Source organism: Vibrio antiquarius (genome assembly GCF_000024825.1).
Classification (GTDB): domain Bacteria; phylum Pseudomonadota; class Gammaproteobacteria; order Enterobacterales; family Vibrionaceae; genus Vibrio; species Vibrio diabolicus.
In genome coordinates, this window is sequence record NC_013457.1 from 222,236 (window position 1) to 244,837 (window position 22,602).

18 protein-coding genes are annotated in these 22,602 nt (G+C 45.1%); 13 read left to right on the forward strand and 5 right to left on the reverse strand.

Annotation, left to right across the window (positions count from 1 at the left end; translation table 11 throughout):
- The first annotated feature begins 145 nt into the window (after nt 1–145).
- Together VEA_RS16075 and glgC are read left to right on the forward strand one after the other, a co-directional pair.
- Nucleotides 146–1,894 carry a formate--tetrahydrofolate ligase gene (locus VEA_RS16075; RefSeq protein ID WP_006742252.1) on the forward strand — a complete coding sequence of 583 codons (1,749 nt, stop codon included), beginning with the start codon at nt 146–148 and terminating at the stop codon, nt 1,892–1,894.
- Nucleotides 1,895–2,304: 410 nt separating this feature from the next.
- The gene (gene glgC, locus VEA_RS16080; RefSeq protein WP_006742254.1) at nt 2,305–3,522 is read left to right on the forward strand and encodes a glucose-1-phosphate adenylyltransferase; all 1,218 of its coding nucleotides are present in this window, start codon (nt 2,305–2,307) and stop codon (nt 3,520–3,522) included.
- Nucleotides 3,523–3,620: 98 nt separating this feature from the next.
- On the opposite strand, the gene VEA_RS16085 is transcribed toward glgC, so the two are convergent.
- The gene (locus VEA_RS16085; RefSeq protein ID WP_006742255.1) at nt 3,621–6,785 is read right to left on the reverse strand and encodes a chitinase C-terminal domain-containing protein; all 3,165 of its coding nucleotides are present in this window, start codon (nt 6,783–6,785) and stop codon (nt 3,621–3,623) included.
- 277 nt (nt 6,786–7,062) lie between these two features.
- Nucleotides 7,063–7,944, reverse strand: coding sequence for an AraC family transcriptional regulator (locus VEA_RS16090; RefSeq protein WP_006742256.1), 882 nt, complete (start codon nt 7,942–7,944; stop codon nt 7,063–7,065).
- A 206-nt stretch (nt 7,945–8,150) separates the two neighbouring features.
- Between VEA_RS16090 and VEA_RS16095 the strand changes: the two genes are divergently transcribed.
- The 7 genes from VEA_RS16095 (at nt 8,151) to VEA_RS16125 (ending at nt 14,686) form a co-directional block, all read left to right on the forward strand.
- Nucleotides 8,151–9,299, forward strand: a complete 1,149-nt coding sequence (locus VEA_RS16095) for an iron-containing alcohol dehydrogenase (protein WP_006742257.1) — start codon at nt 8,151–8,153, stop codon at nt 9,297–9,299.
- Nucleotides 9,300–9,595: 296 nt separating this feature from the next.
- Complete coding sequence (locus tag VEA_RS16100; RefSeq protein WP_006742258.1) at nt 9,596–10,243, forward strand: lysoplasmalogenase; 648 nt, start codon at nt 9,596–9,598, stop codon at nt 10,241–10,243.
- Nucleotides 10,244–10,413: 170 nt separating this feature from the next.
- Entirely contained in the window at nt 10,414–11,148 is a 735-nt protein-coding gene (locus VEA_RS16105) for an amino acid ABC transporter ATP-binding protein (protein ID WP_006742259.1), read from the forward strand.
- Nucleotides 11,148–11,945: an amino acid ABC transporter permease gene (locus tag VEA_RS16110; RefSeq protein WP_006742260.1), complete on the forward strand. Its 798-nt coding sequence runs from the start codon at nt 11,148–11,150 to the stop codon at nt 11,943–11,945. The genes VEA_RS16105 and VEA_RS16110 overlap by 1 nt, the downstream gene beginning before the upstream one ends.
- A gap of 9 nt (nt 11,946–11,954) precedes the next feature.
- Nucleotides 11,955–12,773: a transporter substrate-binding domain-containing protein gene (locus VEA_RS16115; RefSeq protein WP_006742261.1), complete on the forward strand. Its 819-nt coding sequence runs from the start codon at nt 11,955–11,957 to the stop codon at nt 12,771–12,773.
- 81 nt (nt 12,774–12,854) lie between these two features.
- Nucleotides 12,855–13,775 (forward strand): amino acid ABC transporter permease, encoded by a 921-nt coding sequence (locus tag VEA_RS16120; protein WP_006742262.1) that lies wholly within the window; start codon nt 12,855–12,857, stop codon nt 13,773–13,775.
- A gap of 92 nt (nt 13,776–13,867) precedes the next feature.
- Nucleotides 13,868–14,686 carry an EAL domain-containing protein gene (locus VEA_RS16125; RefSeq protein ID WP_005397994.1) on the forward strand — a complete coding sequence of 273 codons (819 nt, stop codon included), beginning with the start codon at nt 13,868–13,870 and terminating at the stop codon, nt 14,684–14,686.
- Between the two features lie 103 nt (nt 14,687–14,789).
- Here the strand turns inward: VEA_RS16125 and VEA_RS16130 are convergent, their stop codons facing one another.
- The gene (locus VEA_RS16130; protein ID WP_006742263.1) at nt 14,790–15,323 is read right to left on the reverse strand and encodes an RNA-binding S4 domain-containing protein; all 534 of its coding nucleotides are present in this window, start codon (nt 15,321–15,323) and stop codon (nt 14,790–14,792) included.
- Nucleotides 15,324–15,549: 226 nt separating this feature from the next.
- On the opposite strand from VEA_RS16130, the gene VEA_RS16135 reads away from it, so the two are divergent.
- Nucleotides 15,550–16,503: an endonuclease/exonuclease/phosphatase family protein gene (locus VEA_RS16135; protein WP_006742264.1), complete on the forward strand. Its 954-nt coding sequence runs from the start codon at nt 15,550–15,552 to the stop codon at nt 16,501–16,503.
- A 9-nt stretch (nt 16,504–16,512) separates the two neighbouring features.
- Here VEA_RS16135 and cra read toward each other — a convergent pair whose 3' ends face one another.
- Nucleotides 16,513–17,493 (reverse strand): catabolite repressor/activator, encoded by a 981-nt coding sequence (gene cra / locus VEA_RS16140; RefSeq protein WP_006742265.1) that lies wholly within the window; start codon nt 17,491–17,493, stop codon nt 16,513–16,515.
- 374 nt (nt 17,494–17,867) lie between these two features.
- Here cra and fruB point away from each other — a divergent pair, with 374 nt between their 5' ends.
- The 3 genes from fruB to fruA are packed head-to-tail and all read left to right on the forward strand — an operon-like array spanning nt 17,868 to nt 21,740.
- Nucleotides 17,868–19,001, forward strand: coding sequence for a fused PTS fructose transporter subunit IIA/HPr protein (fruB, locus tag VEA_RS16145; protein ID WP_006742266.1), 1,134 nt, complete (start codon nt 17,868–17,870; stop codon nt 18,999–19,001).
- Nucleotides 19,002–19,010: 9 nt separating this feature from the next.
- Nucleotides 19,011–19,982 carry a 1-phosphofructokinase gene (pfkB, locus tag VEA_RS16150; RefSeq protein ID WP_006742267.1) on the forward strand — a complete coding sequence of 324 codons (972 nt, stop codon included), beginning with the start codon at nt 19,011–19,013 and terminating at the stop codon, nt 19,980–19,982.
- An 18-nt stretch (nt 19,983–20,000) separates the two neighbouring features.
- Complete coding sequence (fruA, locus tag VEA_RS16155; protein ID WP_006742268.1) at nt 20,001–21,740, forward strand: PTS fructose transporter subunit IIBC; 1,740 nt, start codon at nt 20,001–20,003, stop codon at nt 21,738–21,740.
- An 82-nt stretch (nt 21,741–21,822) separates the two neighbouring features.
- On the opposite strand, the gene VEA_RS16160 is transcribed toward fruA, so the two are convergent.
- Nucleotides 21,823–22,536, reverse strand: a complete 714-nt coding sequence (locus tag VEA_RS16160) for a hypothetical protein (protein ID WP_041853134.1) — start codon at nt 22,534–22,536, stop codon at nt 21,823–21,825.
- Nucleotides 22,537–22,602 lie beyond the last annotated feature (66 nt).

The window sequence follows — 22,602 nt, forward strand, 5'->3', positions numbered from 1 at the left end:
TATGTAGCACAGTATAGAGCAGTAAACTCTTTACATACCGAATCGAAACCGTACCATCACCGAGCAAACGTTTGCCCAACAATAATACTTGCTCCAACTCAGATTGTTTTTCAACACTACCTGCGAGTCACTTTAGGGATTATCCATGCAGTCAGATATTGAAATTTGCCGAAACACACCACTTTCTTCTATTGATGTTATTGCGGAAAAAGTAGGGTTACTACCCGAAGAATATGACACTCACGGGAGGCACAAAGCCAAAGTCCATCCAAAATGTTTGGAGCGGCTAAAAGAGAATGATAACGGTAAGCTTGTGCTTGTTACTGCGATCACTCCTACCCCACTTGGCGAAGGAAAAACCGTTACAACTGTTGGACTGGCGCAAGGTTTAGCTAAGCTTAGACAATCCGTTATCGCATGTATTAGACAACCTTCTATGGGGCCTGTATTCGGTATTAAAGGCGGTGCTGCTGGCGGTGGTTATTCCCAAGTTGCTCCAATGGAAGAACTGAACTTACACCTTACTGGTGACATCCATGCGGTGACGGCGGCGCATAATCTAGCTTCAGCCGCGCTTGATGCTCGCTTGTATCATGAACAACGCGAAGGCTATGATGCCTTTGAAGCACGTACTGGATTAAAGGCACTTAAAATCGATACGGCAAGCATTACTTGGAAACGAGTAATGGACCATAATGATCGTGCACTACGTAAAGTCAAAATTGGGCTAAATGAGCCAGGAAAAGTCATCAATGGATACGAACGCGACGAAGGGTTCGATATTTCTGCCGCGTCTGAGTTAATGGCTATCATTGCACTGGCTAAAGATTTGAAAGATTTACGTCAGCGTATTGGGAAAATTGTCGTAGCGTACGATTTGAACGGAAACCCGGTAACCACTGAGGATCTGCAAGTTGCAGGAGCAATGGCTGTGACATTAAAAGAGGCCATTGCACCGACACTGATGCAAACTCTGGAAGGTGTTCCTACGTTGATTCACGCAGGCCCGTTTGCAAACATCGCCCATGGAAATTCATCTATTATTGCCGACGATATCGCGCTAAAACTATCAGATTACACTGTAACAGAGGCGGGATTTGGCTCAGATATGGGATTTGAGAAAGCGTGTAACATTAAAGCTGCCGCCGCTAGCAAGGCGCCAGATTGTGTAGTGATAGTAGCTACATTACGCGGCCTCAAAGCAAATTCTGGACACTACGATTTACGACCAGGTATGGCCATTCCAGATTCCATTTTTAATCCAGACCAAGCAGCGTTGGAAGCGGGATTTGAAAACTTAAAATGGCACATTAATAACGTTCATAAATATGGCATTCCAGCTGTTGTCGCTATTAACCAGTTCCCGCAAGATTGTGAGAAAGAGCTTAAAATACTTAAAGAGCTGGTTCAGCAATTTAATCCGGAAGTTAAAGTCGCTATCAGCACCGCTTTTGCGCAAGGCGGGCAAGGCACAACTCAGTTAGCTCAACATGTTATTGACGCTTGTACCCAGCCTACAGAGTTTCGTCCTTTATACAATAAAGAACAATCGTTACGCGAAAAACTTATGGCTGTGTGTGAAGCTGGCTATGGTGCCGCCAATATAGAAATGAGTTCCCTTGCTACTGAACAGCTCAACCATTTTGAAAATCTAGGTTTTAACAACTTAGCGGTTTGCATAGCAAAAACCCCACTATCGATAACAACAGATTCAGCTGTCAAAGGCGCGCCGACAGGTTTTACAGTCCCTATCCGCGAGTTACGTCTGTGTGCTGGCGCTGGGTTTGTGTATGCGTTATCAGGCACGGTGATGACGATGCCAGGTTTGCCTGATAAACCTGCATTTATGAATTTAGACCTTGATGATGAAGGAAATATCGTCGGTCTCTCTTAGTGTAACGTCAACGTATAGTTGACTATAAAGGAAGCACGTTTAAAGAGTGAGTGGTTTACTTCTATATCCACTCACTTTGAACAGATGAAGAAGCGTGCTTGATTATCTTTATCTTACTGTTTTATCCTCACTTTACATTGTAAATCCATACTTATTTTCTCCCCTTCCCTATAATCTTGCGCCAATTTGATGCACGGCCTACTTAGCACTTCACTAATGTGGTGCAATTACCTTGCGATGAACTTTTAACCCCTTTGATTTTTAAAGAGATATTCTATGGCTCGAATCTTGTACTAAAGTTTGCAGTAGTAAACACATCAGCACATGCACTTTCAAAACCTCTGCGCTGTACACCACTTCCTCCTGGTTAGCACCGTTTTGATGCATGCAAAAAAGGGAAAGGGAATAATATGGAAGACGCACTCGCCGTAATTTTAGCTGGAGGGATGGGGTCTAGACTCAGCCCACTCACCGATGATAGAACCAAGCCAGCAGTACCTTTTGGCGGAAAGTATAGAATCATAGATTTCACACTAACCAACTGTTTACACTCAGGTTTACGTAAAATCCTTGTTTTGACCCAATACAAATCTCATTCACTTCAAAAACACTTGCGAGATGGTTGGTCGATATTCAATCCAGAGCTTGGAGAGTACATTACTGCAGTTCCACCTCAAATGCGCAAAGGTGGTGCATGGTATGAAGGAACCGCTGATGCGATTTATCACAACATGTGGTTACTATCGCGCAATGACGCGAAGTATGTGGTTGTGTTATCCGGCGATCATATCTATCGAATGGACTACGCCGCAATGCTTGAAGAGCATAAAGAGAAAGGTGCTAAGCTCACCGTTGCCTGTATGGATGTTCCCGTAGAGGATGCTTCAGCATTCGGGGTAATGGGCACCGCAGAAAACGGGCTAGTTACTTCATTTATAGAAAAACCAGAATGCCCACCTACCCTTCCAGGAAGTAAAACCAGAAGCCTCGTTTCCATGGGGATTTATATCTTTGATATGGATGTTTTAAAAGAAGCACTCGAAGACGACTCAAAACTCGATTCATCAAGTCATGACTTCGGAAAAGACATCATACCTAAGCTGATTGATACGGAATCCGTTTATGCTTATCAATTCTGTGGCAGTAAAGGGCGCGTTGATAAAGATTGCTACTGGCGCGATGTGGGTACCATTGATTCCTTCTATGAAGCGAATATGGATCTGCTAGAGCCAGTACCACCAATGAACCTATATCAATCCAATTGGGCGATTCGTACTTACGAACCGCAGTTTCCACCAGCTCGTACCGTTTCTTCTGCTACGGGCAATGAAGGTATTTTTATTAACTCCATCATTGCTACCGGTGTCATCAACTCCGGAGGCTCAGTACAGCATTCCATCATTTCCTCTAACGTACGTATTCAAGACAGTGCAACGGTTGTCGATTCCATCATTTTTGATGACGTAGAGGTCGGTGAAGGAAGTCAGTTGGTCAACTGCATAGTTGATAAACATGTTCGTATTCCGCCACATACTCAAATTGGCATCAACAAACTAGAAGATGCGAAGCGATTTAAAATCTCAGACAAAGGTATTGTCGTCATACCCGAAAGTTATCAATTCGATTAAACGACAAACCATCGCAACAAAAAAAGCGCACGGTCATCATCGTGCGCTTTTGTTTAAGTGCCTATTAACGTTAGGCTATAACAGTTAATCAAAAACGATTAGATGTTACATACCGTTGACCAGCTACCATCTGTGCCCGGCTCAGCCGCTGTCCACCAGTTCGCTTGGTAAACCACACCGTTGTGGATGATCTTATCACCCTGGTTTGCGTGGCTTGGGTTACCAGCCCAATCCGTTTGTGGTAGAGCTGGGTATGTCACTAAACCTGTCGTATCACACGTACCTGGTTCAGTAGTACCACCATCACCCGAGCCTGCATTTAGGTCACCAATTGGCAGTTCTGGCTGTTCAAACTTGAACGCAAACTCTTTACCACCAGAAATCACTGAGTAGTTAGCCGGACCAGAGATTGGTAGGTAGTAAACCATATCAAGCTCGTAAGTACCGCCCGCTGGTAAATCTTTCCAAGCAGGTAGAGAGAACGATACGCGGTGCATTACGCCATCTAAGCCACCGATGTTGTTTGCACGAGTATGTCCAGAAGCAATGACTTTCAAACCGCCACCAGATTGATCTTTCGCATTATCAGGAGCTGATACTGGGATATCAAACTGGAATTCAGTACCACCAGGGATCGCTTGACCAGTGTTGTTCGTAAACGTGATCTTCGGATTAATTGGGTAGTTTTGGTCGCCAACCTTAAAGCCGCCAACGCTGACTGTAATGTCTACCGCTTCTGTTGGTGTTGGACCCGTCGCAACTTTATTGCCGTAAGGTGTTGCAGACTTAAACTTGTCGTAGATAGCTTTGGTCATAGTGTTACCCATGTGGTACTCACCATTACCAGCTGCACAAGCTTGTTCAGTTGCATCTACTGCCGTACGATTACCATTTGCATCCAGTACGTAACAGTTGTAGTCACCTGCCAGTTCCCAGAACATAATACCGCCGATTTCTTTATCGATAACGTAATCAGCTTTCACTTCGATAGAAGCTTTATCTTCCGTAGATAGGAACACGCTCTTCTCTGCGTTCCACAACCAAGGCGCTACAGCAACGCTATCGTAATGACGTGTATATGTACCAACAAACTTATCCGAAGGATCGTTAACTGGATCAAGACCGTAAGCGGCTGCGTATGAGCCCCAGATACCATTTTCTAGGTTCTTCGCATGCCACATTGGGTTAGAGCCAGCGCCCATTTCGTTGCCTTTAGGGTCGGTATCGTGCCACATGTTGTCGATACCAATAGCGCCGTGACCACAGTTGTTCTTCTCACCTTCACCGGTACCTGGTTGACACTCAGCTTGGTTTGGCAGTGCTGCTCGGCCCCACAGACCATTTTCACCACCAGTAACACCTTGCCAACCACGGGTGTAGTAAGGAACACCAATGTTGATACGACCTGCAGGCATAGAACCACGGAAGTAATGGTAAGCCCAGTCTGTGTTCAAGTAACCGATACCACCGTATGCAGCAGTGCCGTATACGTTCCACTGCGCTAGCTCCGAGTCTTTACCTGTATCGAATAATGCCGCGTTGTGACCAACGTGATCATTCCAAGCCCCATGCAAGTCGTAAGACATGATGTTTACGTAGTCTAGGTACTTAGTTACATCGAAGGTTTCCATACCACGCAGTAGGTAACCTGAAGATGGTGCTGCGATAGTCAGCATATAATGAATGCCATCTTGCGCGGATGCCGCATCAAGTTTCTCACGCAATACTTTCATCAGCTCTTGGTAAGACGCCCATAGATACTGACGACGTGGTTCCATGAAGTCTTTGTCGTAAGGGTTACCAGCACCAGCCATTGATGTCGGGTATTCATAGTCGATATCCAGACCATCGAACTTGTACTGACGCATCATTTCAACGGCTGAAGTTGCGAACTTCTCGATGCCTGCATGGTTAATAGAACCGTCCGCATTCGTCGTCATGGTGTAGAAGCCACCATCAGCTACACGATTGCCGTTCGTATCGAAGTGACCGCCCGTTTCAGCCCAACCACCGATAGAGATTAACGTTTTAACATCATGTTTTTGCTTGTAAGTCGCGAGCGCACCAAAGTGACCTTTAAAGCCAAGAGCAGGATCTACCTCAACGCCAGGCCAAGTTTTACCCGTAGCAGGGTTGTTAGGGTCATTAACGTCACCAACGTTTACTTTACCATCAGAACCAATGCTCACAAACGCGTAGTTAATGTGAGTAAGTTGCTCCCAAGGAATATCTTTAACAAGGTAAGTAGATTGAGGGTCCTCACCTGCGCGCCAGCTAGTAAAGTAACCAATCACACGACGTGGGTGATCGGCGCCCATTTTCTCGCGACCTTCTTCGTCATAAATAGAACAGTAAGGGACGTCTACACCCGTTGTTTGATACAAGCCATCAGGGCGACAGTTAGATGTCACCGCGCCACCGTTTACCGTTAACGTCGCAAGTGCAGAATCTGCAGTTGCTCCGGCATCATCGGTTGCTCTCGCATAAACACTTAGCGAACCAGCTTGTGAAGGCATTACATCAAGCGTGTATGGTGCAGTTGTTGCGGTGCCAGCAAGGACGCCCGCCACATAGAAATCAACTTTAGCAACGGTGCCATCCGCATCTGCGGCATTCGCAGTCAGTGTGACGGAGCCACCCAAGTCAATAGAAGTCGCAGAAAGCGCAACATCCACTGTCGGCGCTTCGTTACCAGGTTGTGCTGGTGCCACAGTTAACGTCACAGCACTTGCTGTGCTCACTGCACCTGCATCATCATACGCCTTAGTAGAGAATTCGTGCTGGCCTTCAGTCGCTGTCCATGACGCAGCATAAGGCGCAGACGTTGCCTGACCAACTAATACGCCATCAACAAAGAATTCTACTTTGCTAACGGTTCCATCGGTATCTACTGCATCTGCAGCTAGGTTAACAACATCCCCCGCAGTCACAGAAGCCGACGCAGAAGGCGATGTCAGAGTAACAGTCGGGACTTCATTCTGAGGTGGATCAACCGGTCCAGTGCCATCACATGCGCCAAGTGTTTCCCACTCGCCCCACTCACCAGATTGCGCTGGGTTACTGTTTTGCGTCCAGTAACGTGCTTTGTAAGCATTACCTTCATGTTGAACTTGGTCACCACCGTTATAAACTTTTGATGATTGCCAAGTTTCTAGAGGGGCACAGTCAACCGCTGCGTAGCTATTGAAGGCCATAAGACAAGAAGCGGTGAGAGTGCTTAGTGTGAACACGCTTTTCACTGCGTTGCCGTTTTTAAGGTGCATAATCGCTCTTCCTTAAGTTATTGTTAAAACAATACTAAATGCGCTAAACAAAGCGCACTTATACTTTTATTTCGACGTAAAATAACTTAAGTACAAGTTGGTGATTTCACACTATCTATTTACGAGTTTTCCACACCGCCTCGCAACAATCCACTAAATGCTTGCAACAACGTACCTATTATTTGGCACCAGTAACTAATTTTATAAATCAAATAAATATGTCACTCGCAAATTAATAAAAAAGGCAAAAAAAGTCGTTATTTTGAAATAAAGATCACTAAGCCTTTGTTGACCTTGGCGTTTCATTAAAATGTCGCTTGTACTCGCGACTAAACTGTGATGGGCTCGTGTACCCGACCAGTCTCGCGGCATCATTAACACGTCGCCCCTCCAACTGGATTAACTCGCGCGCTTTATTAAGTCGAACTTTCTTAATGTATTGCAACGGAGATTCAAGCGTGACATTGCGAAAAGCTTGATGGAAAGCAGACACACTCATATTGGCTTCTTCTGCCAATGTTTGTACGCTCAACTGTTCATGGTACGCTTGATGAACACGATTCAGTGCTTTAGCGACCCTCGCGTAAGAGCCTTCTTGGTGTGCTAAGTCAAATAAAACATACCCTTCTTTGCTTACCAAAGTGCGATAAACAATTTCCTCAAGAAGTAGATCACCGAGCATGACAACATCAAGCTCATTACACAACGCGCTCATTAATCGCTTGCATGCATCCAGCATACCTTCGCTCATGTGTACCGACTTAAGGCCACAACGGGTAGTGTCCAGGCACTTATTGCTGAATTTCTCAGCCTCAAGTTTTTTAACGAGCTTATGAAGAAGCGTTGGCGAAATATCTATCGAAATGCCAAGTAAAGGCTCATTGTTTGTCGCAAACGCTTCGCACTCCAGTGGCATAGGAACTCCTACGACAAGGTAATCATCGGGCCCATATTGGACAGGTGTATCACCGATATGAATGTTCTTATGCCCTTGCCCTAAAACAATAATTCCAGACTGATAGACAAACGGTTGGCGATGATTTCCTTTGCTACTGCGATAAAACCATACGCCATCTATTGCGGTTTTCTTCATACCTTCTAAGTCATGCAGTCCCTGATTTTCAACATATTGCTGCATGATATCTGCGAGAGTGTGCATTAGAGCGCTCCATCAATGACCAACGAGTTTGGTCTCTATTATCATTTCGAGCACTATACTTCCTCTCGACTTTAACTTTCTAGCTCAAAAGCATCAATTTTGTAGAAATAGGCAAATTATTTGCAGAAATCGACCTGTTAACGAACATTAATCAGGACTAATATGCACGTATTCAATCTCCTTTACTGGAAGCAAGAGGGCTAATAATGAACTTTTCTTATGTAAACCCAACCAAGATTTTCTTTGGTCAAAAACAAATCGCTGCAATCAAAGAAGCTATCCCATCCGACCAAAAAGTTTTAGTGGTATACGGCGGTGGCTCAATCAAAAAAAATGGCGTGTACGACCAAGTCTCAGAAGCACTAGAGGGACATGAATGGCTAGAGTTTTCTGGTGTTGAACCCAACCCAACCAAAGAAACGCTCGATAAAGCGGTCGCAATGGTAAAAGAACATGGTGTTGACTTTATTCTTGCTGTAGGTGGTGGTTCAGTCATTGATGGCTCTAAATACGTAGCAGCAGCATCTAAGTATGATGGTGATGGCTGGGATATCATGATTGGCAAACACCAAGTCACTGAAGCGACGCCTCTAGCTGCAATTTTGACACTGCCAGCAACAGGCTCAGAGTCAAACATGGGCGCAGTTATCACTAAAAAAGAAACTCAAGACAAACTTCCGTTCATGTCTCCAGCAGTACAGCCTAAATTTGCGGTGTTAGACCCGGATGTAATGAAAACATTGCCAGAACGCCAGTTGATCAACGGCATTGTTGACGCATGGGTGCACGTATGTGAGCAATACTTGACGCTTCCTACTGGCGCAATGGTTCAAGATGGCTATGCAGAAACACTGCTGAAAACCTTAAAAACACTCGGAGAACAGTTTGCCGAGCGAGACGACGATATGTGGCGCGCAAACTTAATGTGGTCTGCTAACCAAGCATTGAACGGGTTAATTGGTAGTGGCGTTCCACAAGACTGGGCGACACATATGATCGGCCATGAATTAACGGCTCTATGGGGCGTCGATCATGCACGTTCTCTTGCAATCGTCCAACCATCGCTACTTCGCAACCAAATGCAATTTAAACGTCCTAAGCTAGAGCAAATGGGTCGCAACGTATTTGGACTTGAAGCTGGAGACGATCTTGCTGAACGTACCATCGAAGCGATCGAAGCGTTTTATCATCAACTTGATGTCGCAACTAAGCTAGAAAACTATGGTGAAAGTCGTGAACAAGCGATCGATGCCATCATCGAACAACTCAATAAACACGGAATGACCGTTCTCGGTGAAAACCAGGCGATTACTCTTGAACGTAGTCGTGAAATTTTAGAACTCGCTGTTGCCTAACAGCAAAAACAGTTCACTGCCCTTTCTAGGGTTTAACGGTATTGTGACTTAACGGTCACAATACCGTTTTTTTATGCTATTTTGTAAGCTTCATCACGTTCAAATTCGGGAACTCCTCAAAATAACGATTAATCCCTACAAACTCATTGATCGTGTAGGTCAGTAAAGAGACAACTGTCCAGCTTTACACAAACAAAAATAAAATTGAATTCAAAGGTCTAACTTACTCATTTAATGGACCTTTTATTTGTTGTAGTTATCCACTACATTAGCTTGTCTGTTCGAGAATCCATTTTATGTGGCTAGTTGTTGTCGTATTAGCATTCATACATATCATCAGTATCCGTAAAGGTCCTAAGTGGCTTTTCTACGTATCCAAACCATTACCAGTGCTCTGTATGTTAGGAATTTTAATCCAGTCTCCTGCCTATCATATGCCATATACGCATTGGATTTTGATTGGCTTATCGCTCTCGTTGCTTGGTGATCTACTATTAATGCTCCCTAGAGATAAGTTTATTACCGGATTAGTGCTCTTCTGCTCTGCCCATCTTTCCTATAGCTACGGTTTTACCATCATGTCCGCTTGGCATTTTACGCCTTGGCTCCCTATTGCTTTATTTGGACTCGGTGTGTGTTTCTATTGGTTGTTTCGACCGGACCTTGGTCAAGAAAAGCTCCCGGTTGCCAGCTACATATTGGTATTGATGACCATGTGTTGGGCTGCTATCGAGTATTATTTGAGTGGAAAAACACAATCGTCCTCATTTGCAGTGCTCGGAAGCTTTATCTTCATCGTTTCTGGTACCGTCTTAGCTTTTGAACGCTTCGGGGGACGATCCGTATTTTCGCGACAAGTCGTCATGGTGACCTACTATTCCGCACAAACATTGATGGTAATGTCCGTTGTTGCCATCGTTGTTCGTTATCCGTATCTCAGTTGAACTGACTTATTAGTAATAGCTTTTGTGCCTAATTCTTAAAACATTACTTTATCAAACACTAAAGTGAGCAGGTTCTTAATCTTAGAACCTGAATATAAGCTTGTTCTTAATGAAATAATGCGCACAACTTGCTATTGTAGAAGGATATTTTTCCTTTATAGCGTGCCCCTTTGAAAGAGAACACTCCTGTTGTTGAATTTAGCAACGTAAACAAGTGGTATGGCGATTACCACGCTCTAAAAGATATCAACTTCTCCGTGCATTCTGGCGAGATCGTCGTGGTGTGTGGCCCTTCTGGTTCCGGAAAATCAACGCTCATTCGTTGCATCAACCATCTTGAATCGATTCAAGAAGGCCAACTTCATGTATTCGACCAGCCTTCTCACGCAAAATCTCTCAAGCCCGGTAAAATCGGCATGGTGTTCCAGCACTTCCACCTTTTTCCTCATTTGACTGTACTGGAAAACCTCACCTTAGCGCCGATTCGCACACTCAAATTGTCAAAACAAGAAGCTGAAAAACGCGCACGACATTACCTCAAGCGAGTCAATATTGAAGAGCAAGCGAGTAAGTACCCTATCCAGCTTTCTGGCGGTCAGCAGCAACGCGTCGCGATTGCCCGCTCCTTATGTATGAAACCGGATTTGCTCCTGTTTGACGAACCAACTTCGGCACTTGATCCGGAAATGATCAATGAAGTGTTGGATGTCATGGTTGAGCTGGCACAAAGCGGAATGACGATGATTTGCGTCACGCACGAAATGGGATTTGCCAAAAAAGTAGCGAACCGCGTGGTATTTATGGATGAAGGCCAAATCGTGGAAATGAACTCACCGATCGCCTTATTTGAGACACCACAGCATCCACGAACCCAAGCATTTTTGAACCAAATTTTAAGTTACTGATGATAGTTCGCGTAATCAAACCTGTGCTTCAAGCTTTACTACAAATGACGCTCCTCTTCATCGCGATTGTGTGGGTGTTAGACTCTGGTGCCGATGCTATGGGCTATCAATGGCAATGGGAACGCGTACCTGATTACATAGCTTTTTATGAAGATGGCGAATGGTGGCCCGCCGAACTTATCGATGGGCTATTGGTCACGCTTAACATCTCGGCCATTAGTCTATTCTTCACCTTAGTGTTGGGGTTGGTCACCGCATTACTAAGGCTTAGCGATTCGAAAGTCGGCAATGTTATTGGCGCCACTTATGTCGAGGTAATACGTAACACGCCGTTGTTGGTGCAAATCTATTTGCTCTACTTCGTGTTTGGCCCCGTGATTGGTTTGGACCGATTCAGCACCGCCGTTTTGGCTTTATCCCTTTTCCAAGGTGCTTACACTGCAGAAATACTCCGTGCAGGTTTAAACAGTATTCCTAAAGGGCAATTCGAAGCAGCACAAACTCTCGGGCTGTCGCCGTTTTACACCTACAAAGACGTGATTTTGCCTCAGGTTTTACAGCGCACATTACCGCCATTAACCAATGAAGTGGTTTCTTTGATCAAAAACTCTTCCATTGTAAGCGTGATGGCGATTTTTGATTTAACAACACAGGCACGCAACATCGTCTCTGAGACGGCGATGCCGTTTGAAATTTGGTTTACTGTGGCAGCAATTTATCTTGCTCTCACTCTATCACTTTCTGGCTTGTCTGCATGGCTAGAACACAAACTCGGAGCCAGTTGGCGCAAATTATAAGGAGATAACATGAAGTTATTCAAAGCGACCATTACTGCATTATTAGGGCTAGCCATCGCTATGCCTACAATCGCGAAAGAAGATGTTGCCACACCCAATGTAGATCAAATCAAAGAACGAGGCACTTTGCGCGTTGGTATGTCAACATTTGTCCCTTGGGCAATGCGCAACAAGCAAGGTGAGTTAATCGGTTTTGAAATCGATGTTGCCAAACGCTTAGCAGAAGATTCAGGTTTGAAAGTGGAATTTGTACCGACCGCGTGGGATGGCATTATTCCCGCACTACTGGCTAAAAAGTTCGACGTGATCATCGGTGGCATGTCGGTCACGCCCGAGCGTTCCAAAAGCGTGTTGTTTACTGAACCCTATTCACACTCCGGTGTTCAAGTAGCAGCAAATAAAGAGCTGGCTTCTGGTTTTAGCGAATTTTCGGATTTTGACTCACGACGCGTAAAAATTGCGGCTCGGCGCGGCGCATTCACCGTTCAAATCGCCAGAGAAACCTTCCCGAAAGCGAAGATTCTGCAATTTGATGACGATGCGCAAGCGTTCCAAGAGGTGCTGAATGGTAACGCCCACGCGGTCATTGCTTCTAGCCCAAAACCAGAACATGAGACAGTGAAACACAGCGACAAGCTATTCCTTCCATTCTCTGAGCGACTATCAAAAGGTAACGAAGCCTTTGCAGTTCGTTTGGGGGAAGAAGATAAAAAAGCCTTTTTCAATAAATGGATTGAAGCAAGAACCCAAGATGGATGGTTAAAACAACGTTATGAATACTGGTTCTCGACATTAGATTGGCAAGATCAAGTCGCGCGAGGCCAGTAATCTAAATGGCTCGTGGTCTTCGCGAGCCTATACTTTCCAATCATCCATTTTACTTTTTCATCATCTATCGGAGTCAAATTTTTGGGCGAACAAACCACCACTCGCACAGTATCCACTAATTCCAACACAGGTTCCTTTCTATCGCGATTAAACACGCTAGATTGGTTACTGCTTATTATCTGTGGTATTGGTGGCGTTTGGCTGTACCATCGGTCCGCTGTTGGTGTGCATTATTTGTGGCAGTGGAAAGAGGCGCTTGAATTACTTTTCACGCCAAGAGCCGATGGTGGTTTGCCCTACTTCTTCCAAGGTTTGATTTCGACGTTAAGGCTCAGTATTTGGGGCATCAGCTTCGCGTTAGTGCTTGGCACTTTGTTAGGCTTAGCACGCTTCTCTCGCTCCGTTTGGTTGCGCACACCTGCAAACACATTTATCCAGTTGGTAAGAAACATCCCACCGTTGGTTTTTGTTTTTATTTTTTACTTTTTCATTTCTAACCAGTTTATCCCGTTACTCGGTTTGGAAGATCTTCTACGAAACTATAACGGTGAACCAAATGCGCTACAGAGCTTTCTTTTTGGGCCTTATAACCTTTGGGAAAATCTTACCTCTGGCGTGTTATGCGTCGGCCTACTCTCTTCTGCCTACGTTGCAGAAGTGGTGCGTGCAGGTTTACAAAGTATCGACCAAGGACAGTGGGAAGCGGCGGATTCATTGGGCTTGTCTCGATGGGTGAAGTACCGATTCGTTATCGCGCCACAGGTGCTTAAAGCAATAACACCTGCACTTGCCGGTCAAACCATCTCTTTGGTGAAAGACACCTCTATCGTTTCGCTAATTTCTATACAAGAAATGACTTTCGTTGGGACCGAAATGGCAAATTCATCAGGCTATATCTTTGAAATTTGGCTCATTGTCGGCATTGCTTACTTTTTGATTTGTTTTGGGTTGTCACTTATTTTTCGCCACATTGAAGCAAAATCGGAATCCATTTCAAATTAACTCAACTGTATATGTAATTAGACACATTTGAATCTTCAAATCAGAATTGCATCCTGTTACATTGAAAAGATGCTAAATTTTCGGCGTTTTTCATGGAGTTAAAGAATCAATCGGACTACGAGCGATACATTAAGCAAGATAATCTTGGTGAATATTACGTAGTTCTCAATCAATTCACTTTTCACAGTGTTTATCAGCCGATTTTTGATAAGCACCAGCGTATTATTGGAATGGAAGCTCTACTGCGAATTCGTGGCATTGATGGTTCGTTAATTCGTCCTGATGTATTTCTGGCCAACAATGGCCTCGATCCCTACTTTCGATTGTGTGTTGAGTTTTTATCCAGAGCAATGCACATTCGAAATTTTGCACGCTGTTTCGCAGGAACGCCTATCAAACTGTTTCTCAATGTCATGCCTCAAACCCTACTCACCCTAACCAAAGACATGGGCTTTAAAGACAACGGCCTGCTTTACAAGCGCCTTTCCGACCTTGGTATGAGCCCATCAGACGTGGTGTTTGAAGTAGTCGAAGAGTCCTGCGGTGATACTGATTTACTGATCAAAGCCGTGCAGTTAATGAGAGCGAATGGCTTTATCTTTGCTATCGATGATTTTGGCGCTCAACATTCTGATATCGCACGTGTTCAGCAGCTCTGCCCTGACATCATAAAAATCGATCGCTCTTATCTACTTGATTACTGCGCCGGAGAAACCTTTTCCATACATAGCGCCGTTGAGCTCGCGGCTCATATGGGAGCAAAAGTGATCATAGAAGGGGTAGAAGAAGACGTGCAGCTGCAAGCGATGTATCAACTTGATTTGGATTATTACCAAGGCTTTTACTTAGGTAAGCCTTGCGCCATTCATCACTGGACCGATAGCCTAAACATTGAAACGACAGTGCATTGACACTGCCCCCTTACGATACAGTAAAACCAAAAAAGCGCCGATATATACTCGGCGCTTTTTGGTTTTGCTTGGCGATGACCTGCCTAGCTAGATATTAATTTGCTTAGAAAAAGTCAATAGAGTTACGCCCACTCTTCGGGTCGCGAGTCGCTTGCGGCTTTTCAGCTTTCTTACCTTTCTTCGCCGATTGCGACAGCGCGTTTTGTTGTGCTTTACGTTCTTTATGCGCTGCTTTTCGGCCTGTTGATTTAGGCCCAGAGGCTTTAGCTGGCTTGCTTTGGCGAGATTTCTCTTTACGTGCAGATTGCGCTTCTTTCTTCGCTTTCTTTTCCGCTTTTTGCTCTGCCGTTTCAGGCTCAGTTACCGGCGCATCGCAAACCACAACATAATATTCCTGGTTAAACTCAAAAAAGTCACCATCATACATCTTGCGGCGCTTACGTGTTTCTAGCTCACCATTCACCGCGACGTAACCTTCTTCGATGATATGCTTTGCTTCGCCGCCACCGCTGACCAAGTTCGCGATTTTAAAAAGCTTGTACAGTTCGATCGGATGCGCATCAACGTCGATGCCAATTGCTTCGATCTCAATCTCTTCGCCTTCTAAATACTCTTCGTGGTCGTAATCTTGGGTCATGTTACTTACTCTTACTATTTGATGCCCTGAAGTTTAAACGCAATGCTTAAAAATAGAAACCTCTGCCGATGCTCAATCACAGATTAGCCTTGGCATTTGAGTACCTCTTAACCCATTTAACTTGCTGCTCGTTAGCTTGTATGTCGAGGCTTGGTTCAAACGAAGCTGCAATTACGCAGCCTGAAGGTATATACTCTTCAAGTTATTGTTGAAAAGAGCGAATACTTTGTCTCAACCAAGCAGAATTACCTTTGTCACGGCTAACTTGTTTAATTTTGTCGCACCTCCTGATGCCTACTATGATTTCGAAAACATCTACTCGTTAGAGCAATGGCAAGACAAACTTGCTTGGACGCAACGCCAAATTGAAAAACTCGAAGCTGACGTGATTGGCTTACAAGAGGTGTTCAGTATCGAGAAGACTCAGGCATTCTTTTCAACCATCGGCTACCCCTACTTTGCGACCGTTGACACCCCACATGTAGAGGATGAGTACATTTACTCAAGCCCTGTTGTGGCAATCGCATCTCGGTTTCCAATCGAAAAAGTACAAGCGGTAGAGTTTGACTTAGCAACACTTGAGCCTTTTGGAATAAGTGTTGCTCCAGAGTTCAGTCGCAAACCTATCTATGCGCAAGTGATACATCCTGTACTCGGCCATATCGCCGTTTACGTAACGCACTTAAAATCTCAACGCCCAGCCGACTCAGAACAACCAGAAACGTCTAGCACGATTATTGGGCGCTGGTTATCCACCCAGCAAAGAGGTTGGGAAGCTGCGATGTTAAGAGACGCGATGCAAAAAAGGTATAGAAAGGAGCCAATGCCAACGGTGTTAATGGGCGATATGAATCAACCTATCACTCCAACCAGTGTTAATAGCGCATTGGTAGCCAATACTGGTGACAGCGTCACTGAGTTGCAACTCAAAGATGGATGGTCATTACAAAGTGACGCTCTGAAGGATGAACGCCCCGCTACGCATTATCATTTTTCCACTGGGAATGTGCTCGACTATATCTTGCTCTCTCAAGAGTTTGACACCTTATCAGATATATCGGTTGCCGAGGTTGTTGATTATCAGGTGTCTAACCAACATCTGATCAACCCGATTTATGACAGAGATAAAAACGCCAGCGACCACGCATTTGTGGCGCTGACGGCTGAAGTAAAGCTTTGAGTAACCTGTTTAGTGACGTTTAACAATTTTACGTGGAATCAACTCAACACCCGGTTTATAACGTTTGGCGGAAGCGTTGAGCGCTAACTCCATTGCGCTGTCCGCGATCAACTCAAATTGTTGAGGTAAAGAGTTGATTTTCACTGGCAAGAAGTCCAGCAGTCGATTATCACCAAACGTCGCTAGGCGAACTTTGCTCATGAGTTCTGGCTTTTCGAGCATCACATCCAACACACCTTCTAACAGTGTGTATGACGTTGTGACAATAGCATCTGGCAGCTCGTTCTCTGCTAGCCATCTCTCTAAGACTTTCTTACCTTCTTCTCGGGAGAAGTGCTGCCCATAACCCACTGTTGCCGTTTTGCCACCTTGTTGAGAAGCGGATCGAAAACCGAGCTCACGCTCTTTTGAAACTTGAAGATCTTGCAATGCGCCGATTAAGCCAATGGACTTTATATCCTCGGACAGTACTGACTGAGTGAGTTCAAGTGCGGCGTCAAAATCTTCGCTGATGACACAACAAAAGTGCTCATCATCCATTGGGCGGTCTAGCGCGATAACTGGCGTACCAGAATTTTGCAACTTAAGATAATACTCGTTTGCAGTGGGCATACCACTTGCCACAAACAACGCATCAATGCGACGACTGACTAACGCTTCCGCCACCTTTTGCTCTGTATCAGGATCATCATCAGAGCAGCCAATTAAAATTTGGTACCCTGCTTTACGCGAGTTTTGTTCAATCAGTTTTGCAAGACGCGCATAACTGGTGTTTTCTAAGTCTGGGATGATAAGCCCAAATGAGCGTGAATTACCTGCTCGCAAAGAAGACGCCGCATGATCTGGCTTATAATTGTATTCTTCTACAACGGCCATCACTTTCTTCTGAGTCTTCTCGCTGATGCGGTATTTCTGCGCTTTTCCGTTAATCACATAGCTTGCAGTTGTCTTAGAAACGCCTGCTAATTTGGCTATTTCATCCAGTGTCATATTCTAAACCTTATTCTGTGCGCGCGATCATATTAATACATCAGCGATCTTTCGATAAGTTGAATTATAAGCTGAACCGATTCAGTATAAAAGCTGAAAGGATTCAGCAAAACTTAAAAATTGACGTAAATCACCTGAATACACAACAAACCAATTTGTAGGCTAGGCTATAGGACAGCGCCAAAGACTCATTTGTTAACGTCAGTTTTTAAAATAGTTTTTCTGAGTCTTTTAAAAAATTTACCAATAAGCTGAATCGATTTAGCTTGAAAAATAGAATGGTTTGAGGAGTGATAAGCGCTCAGCAGAAGCAGCGTTCAACTTCTCACACAGAATACATTTTTAAATTGATACCTTAAGGCTGGAGAAGCACCATGCTTAAGCTAAATAAGAACGACATTACCCTCTCGCAATCAGCGACAGATAAGTTTGCAGCAATCAAGAATATTGCGCAAAGCCTGACAGACAAAGGCCTTGTTGAACAAGGTTATGTGGAAGGCATGCTAAACCGTGAAAACCAAAACTCTACGTTTTTGGGGAACGGTATTGCCATCCCGCACGGCACGACTGACACTCGCTCAATGGTGAAAACAACGGGTGTTGCTGTGCACCACTTTCCACAAGGTGTCGACTGGGGTGATGGTAACACGGTATTCGTCGCTATCGGCATTGCAGCTAAATCTGATGAGCACCTTGGCATTCTTAAACAGCTAACGAAAGTGCTAGGCGCTGACGGCGTAGAAGAACGCCTACGTAATGCAAAAAATGAAGACGAGATTATTGCCCTGCTCCACGGTGATGTTCAGCTTGAAGCAGACTTTGACGCTTCTTTAATTCAACTTATGTTCCCTGCGAGCGATATGCTACAAATGAGTGCTGTTGCTGGTGGTCTTTTGAAAAACACGGGCTGTGCTGATAACGAGTTCGTCGCAGATCTCGTTACCAAAACACCAACTCACTTAGGTAATGGCCTTTGGTTAATTGGCAGTGACAAACATGTAACTCGCACAGGCGTGTCATTTGTCTCGACGGCAAACGACTGCGAATATGAAGGTCAAAAAGTGCGTGCACTTGTCGCGTTTGCGGCATGTAACAATGCTCACCAGCCTATCCTAAAAACGCTTTCTCATATTGTGTTTAACAATGAGCACGGCAAGCTTTTAGATGCATCAGTAGAACAGATTCTTGCTTTGTTTAAAGGTGAAGAAGTCACAGCCGCATCTTCAGAAGAAGGCAATACCGCTGTATTTAAAATCAAAAACTCTCATGGTTTACATGCTCGTCCGGGTGCAATGTTAGTGGCGGAAGCGAAAAAATTTGAATCCACCATTCGCGTTGCCAACCTAGACGGTGATGGCAAAACAGTAAACGCGAAGAGCCTAATGAAAGTCATTGCGCTTGGCGTTAAGCACGGTCATCAACTTCAATTTACTGCGGAAGGCCCTGATGCACCGCAAGCCTTGGAGTCTATCGGGAATGCTATCGCTTCTGGCCTTGGTGAAGGTTAAGGAGCCGATATGACGAACAAAACAAGTAAAGTTGTCACTATTACGCTCAACCCGGCATTGGATTTAACAGGTTCAGTAAATGAGCTAAACGTTGGTTCCGTGAGCCTAGTGCAGCAAAGCAATCTCCATGCTGCAGGTAAAGGTGTCAACGTAGCAAAAGTGTTGAGCGATTTAGGCGCAGATGTCACGGTTACCGGCTTTCTCGGTAAAGATAACCCAGAGCTATTTCATCAGCTTTTCAATGACATCGGCGTAAAGAATGAGTTTGTAGAAGTACAAGGTGCCACTCGTATCAACGTCAAGCTCGTTGAGGCTAATGGCAACGTTAGTGACATTAACTTCCCTGGTGTTCAAGTAACGGCTGACGAAATTGCTCGCTTTGAGGAGACGCTATTCCGTCTCGCAAAGACTCACGATTACTTTGTGCTTGCAGGTAGCTTACCTGGAGGCGTAACCGCCGAACAATGTGCTGCGTGGATAAAAGCACTACATCAACAAGGCAAAAAGGTGTTGTTCGACAGCAGTAAAGCCGCATTGAAATCAGGTATTGAGGCTCACCCATGGTTGATTAAGCCTAATGATGAAGAACTTGGTGATTTTGTTGGCGAACAGCTAGAAACACCAGAACAATGCCAAGCCGCCGCGCAAACACTGAGTGACAAAGGCATCGAGAACATTGTTGTGTCGATGGGCGCTGACGGTGTGATGTGGCTAAACCAAGGCAAATGGCTTCGTGCACAACCCCCTCGAATGAATGTGGTAAGCACCGTTGGCGCAGGCGATACGCTAGTTGCTGGCTTGTGTTGGGGCCACATGCAACTGATGCCGAAAAACGATTTATTGCGCTTCGCTACAGCACTTTCTGCCTTGGCAGTTAGTCAAGTCGGCGTAGGGCTAACCAGTCAGGAAGAACTGGAGAACATCAAGCAGCAAACTGAAGTTAGCGAGCTTTACCCTATTACAAACTTAGAACAAAACTAAGGAACAGAAGGTTATCGTATGAATATTGCCATTATTACTGCCTGTCCGAGCGGTGTTGCAAATAGCATCCTTGCGGCAGGGTTACTAGAACAAGCAGCCGCAAAATTAACCTGGAATGCAAAAATCGAATGTCAATCAAGTGTGGTTGAACCTACACTGCTGACGGAAGCTGACGTTGAACAAGCAGAAGTCATTATCATTGCGGCAAATACTAGCGTGGATACTTCTCGTTTCGTAGGGAAAAAGGTTTACCAAGCGGAAATCAGCGAAGTAGCAAAAGACGCAACTACGTTTCTCCAGCAAGCGGTTGAAAACGCCACTTTACTTGAAAAAGCAACCACACTTGCAGCCCCTATCACTCCTGAAGCAACATCAGCAGCGAAGAAAATTGTCGCAATCACCGCTTGTCCTACTGGCGTTGCGCATACCTTTATGGCAGCAGAAGCGCTAGAAGAAGAAGGCAAACGCCGTGGCCATCAAATCAAGGTGGAAACTCGTGGTTCAGTTGGTGCGAAAAACCAACTGACAGATCAAGACATCGCAGACGCTGATCTAGTGATCATTGCTGCCGATATCGAAGTGCCACTTGATCGCTTCAACGGCAAAAAGATGTACCGCACGAAAACAGGCCCAGCTCTGAAGAAAACAGCCGAAGAGATGGACAAAGCATTCGAGCAAGCCACGATTTACCAACATTCAGGTTCTGCAAATTCTGCTTCGGCAGCAGACGAGAAGAAAGGCGCTTACAAACACTTGATGACAGGGGTATCGCACATGCTGCCTGTGGTTGTCGCTGGTGGTTTGATCATCGCCCTATCGTTCGTGTTTGGTATTGAAGCATTTAAAGAAGAAGGCACGCTAGCAGCAGCGTTGATGAACATTGGTGGTGGCTCTGCATTCGCATTGATGATTCCTGTTCTTGCGGGTTACATCGCGTTCTCAATTGCTGACCGTCCGGGTCTGGCTCCTGGTCTTGTTGGCGGTATGCTGGCAAGTTCAACGGGTGCTGGTTTCCTAGGAGGTATCGCAGCTGGCTTCATTGCCGGTTATGCAGCGAAGCTCCTTGCGGACAAAGTAAAACTCCCACAATCGATGGAAGCGCTTAAACCAATTCTGATCATTCCATTTGTAGCAACACTGTTCACTGGCCTTGTGATGATCTACATCGTAGGTGGCCCAGTCTCAGGCATCATGAACAGCCTAACTGACTTCCTAAACAACATGGGATCTGACAGTGCAGTTCTGCTAGGTATTATCCTTGGTGCGATGATGTGTTTCGACCTAGGTGGCCCAGTAAACAAAGCCGCTTACGCATTTGGCGTCGGTCTATTGGCTTCGCAAACTTACGCGCCAATGGCAGCAATCATGGCAGCAGGTATGGTTCCTGCGTTAGGTATGGGTTTAGCGACCTTCATTGCGAAGAACAAATTTGAACAAAATGAACGTGAGGCTGGTAAAGCATCATTTGTATTGGGCCTGTGTTTCATCTCTGAAGGCGCAATTCCATTTGCCGCGAAAGATCCAATGCGTGTGATTCCATCTTGTATGGCAGGTGGCGCGCTTACTGGTGCCCTATCAATGCTGTTCGGTGCAAAATTAATGGCACCACACGGCGGTCTGTTCGTACTGTTAATCCCTAACGCCATTTCACCAGTGTTAATGTACTTAGTGGCTATCGCAGCTGGTACAGCAGTAACTGGCTTTACTTACGCTTTCTTAAAAAGCAAAGCAGAAGCCAAACAAGAAGTCGCGGCATAAACAGAATTACACCGCTTAACAATGCCACCCTCGAATTTGGCATTCAGCACCTCCCTTTAATTCCGGTTAAGGGAGGTGTTTTTTATTCCGCAGCCGGAACGGCAACAATGTCTACTTCCCCACTGTTCATATCCACGGTAGCTTTATAAGTACTATGCGGATCACCGTAATGTTTAAAGGTGAAGTGGTATACATTGGCCGGCGTCCACAAAGTTTTCGAATCAGCGGGCATAATGTCATAGCCATCTTGCTGATAAAGCTCTGTCGCCATTACATTCGCAATTGCCGCCTGCTGGTTTGAGTCACGATCCACCTTTGGCTCCAAAGAAGGGTTACTCGGGTAAGATTCACCGTTGTAACTCATGAGTCGATATGAGCCATTACTCCAAACGATGAAATCTTGCCAGCCATTGCTGTAACTGTCGGCTAGTACAATAGGCGTGCGAGTTACAGACATTCGATTGATAACATTCCCCTCATTATCAAACATATAAGCTGCACAACCACCGCTGCCACAGAAATAACGGTCTTGTAGCAATACAATGTGTTCTGCATTGCCATCGCTGTTTAAGTCGGCGCTACCCGATATATAACGTAGATTGTCTTGTTCGAGTGAAAGCCCTTCAGGCGCTAAAACCTTGCTATCAATCCAGTTGGAGATGACTTCAGTGCTAACGCTGTTGATTTTAGGAACGGCTTGCTTAGCCTCTTCTGTACTCATACTGTCTGTCGTAGTACAGCCGACCAAGGTGAAAGAACCGACGAAGAAGAGTCCGTGTAATACGCGCTTGTTCATGTTATCTCGCTCTTTGATGTATCGTTCCATCAGTATACGCATGATTTGCATTGCATTCGTAAGAAA

Excerpts from the sequence above, each read along its gene's own strand:
- VEA_RS16075 (WP_006742252.1), top strand. The coding sequence starts at position 146 with ATGCAGTCAGATATTGAAATTTGCCGAAACACACCACTTTCTTCTATT.
- glgC (WP_006742254.1), top strand. The coding sequence starts at position 2,305 with ATGGAAGACGCACTCGCCGTAATTTTAGCTGGAGGGATGGGGTCTAGA.
- VEA_RS16085 (WP_006742255.1), bottom strand. The coding sequence starts at position 6,785 with ATGCACCTTAAAAACGGCAACGCAGTGAAAAGCGTGTTCACACTAAGC.
- VEA_RS16090 (WP_006742256.1), bottom strand. The coding sequence starts at position 7,944 with ATGCACACTCTCGCAGATATCATGCAGCAATATGTTGAAAATCAGGGA.
- VEA_RS16095 (WP_006742257.1), top strand. The coding sequence starts at position 8,151 with ATGAACTTTTCTTATGTAAACCCAACCAAGATTTTCTTTGGTCAAAAA.
- VEA_RS16100 (WP_006742258.1), top strand. The coding sequence starts at position 9,596 with ATGTGGCTAGTTGTTGTCGTATTAGCATTCATACATATCATCAGTATC.
- VEA_RS16110 (WP_006742260.1), top strand. The coding sequence starts at position 11,148 with ATGATAGTTCGCGTAATCAAACCTGTGCTTCAAGCTTTACTACAAATG.
- VEA_RS16115 (WP_006742261.1), top strand. The coding sequence starts at position 11,955 with ATGAAGTTATTCAAAGCGACCATTACTGCATTATTAGGGCTAGCCATC.
- VEA_RS16125 (WP_005397994.1), top strand. The coding sequence starts at position 13,868 with ATGGAGTTAAAGAATCAATCGGACTACGAGCGATACATTAAGCAAGAT.
- VEA_RS16130 (WP_006742263.1), bottom strand. The coding sequence starts at position 15,323 with ATGACCCAAGATTACGACCACGAAGAGTATTTAGAAGGCGAAGAGATT.
- cra (WP_006742265.1), bottom strand. The coding sequence starts at position 17,493 with ATGACACTGGATGAAATAGCCAAATTAGCAGGCGTTTCTAAGACAACT.
- fruB (WP_006742266.1), top strand. The coding sequence starts at position 17,868 with ATGCTTAAGCTAAATAAGAACGACATTACCCTCTCGCAATCAGCGACA.
- pfkB (WP_006742267.1), top strand. The coding sequence starts at position 19,011 with ATGACGAACAAAACAAGTAAAGTTGTCACTATTACGCTCAACCCGGCA.
- fruA (WP_006742268.1), top strand. The coding sequence starts at position 20,001 with ATGAATATTGCCATTATTACTGCCTGTCCGAGCGGTGTTGCAAATAGC.
- VEA_RS16160 (WP_041853134.1), bottom strand. The coding sequence starts at position 22,536 with ATGAACAAGCGCGTATTACACGGACTCTTCTTCGTCGGTTCTTTCACC.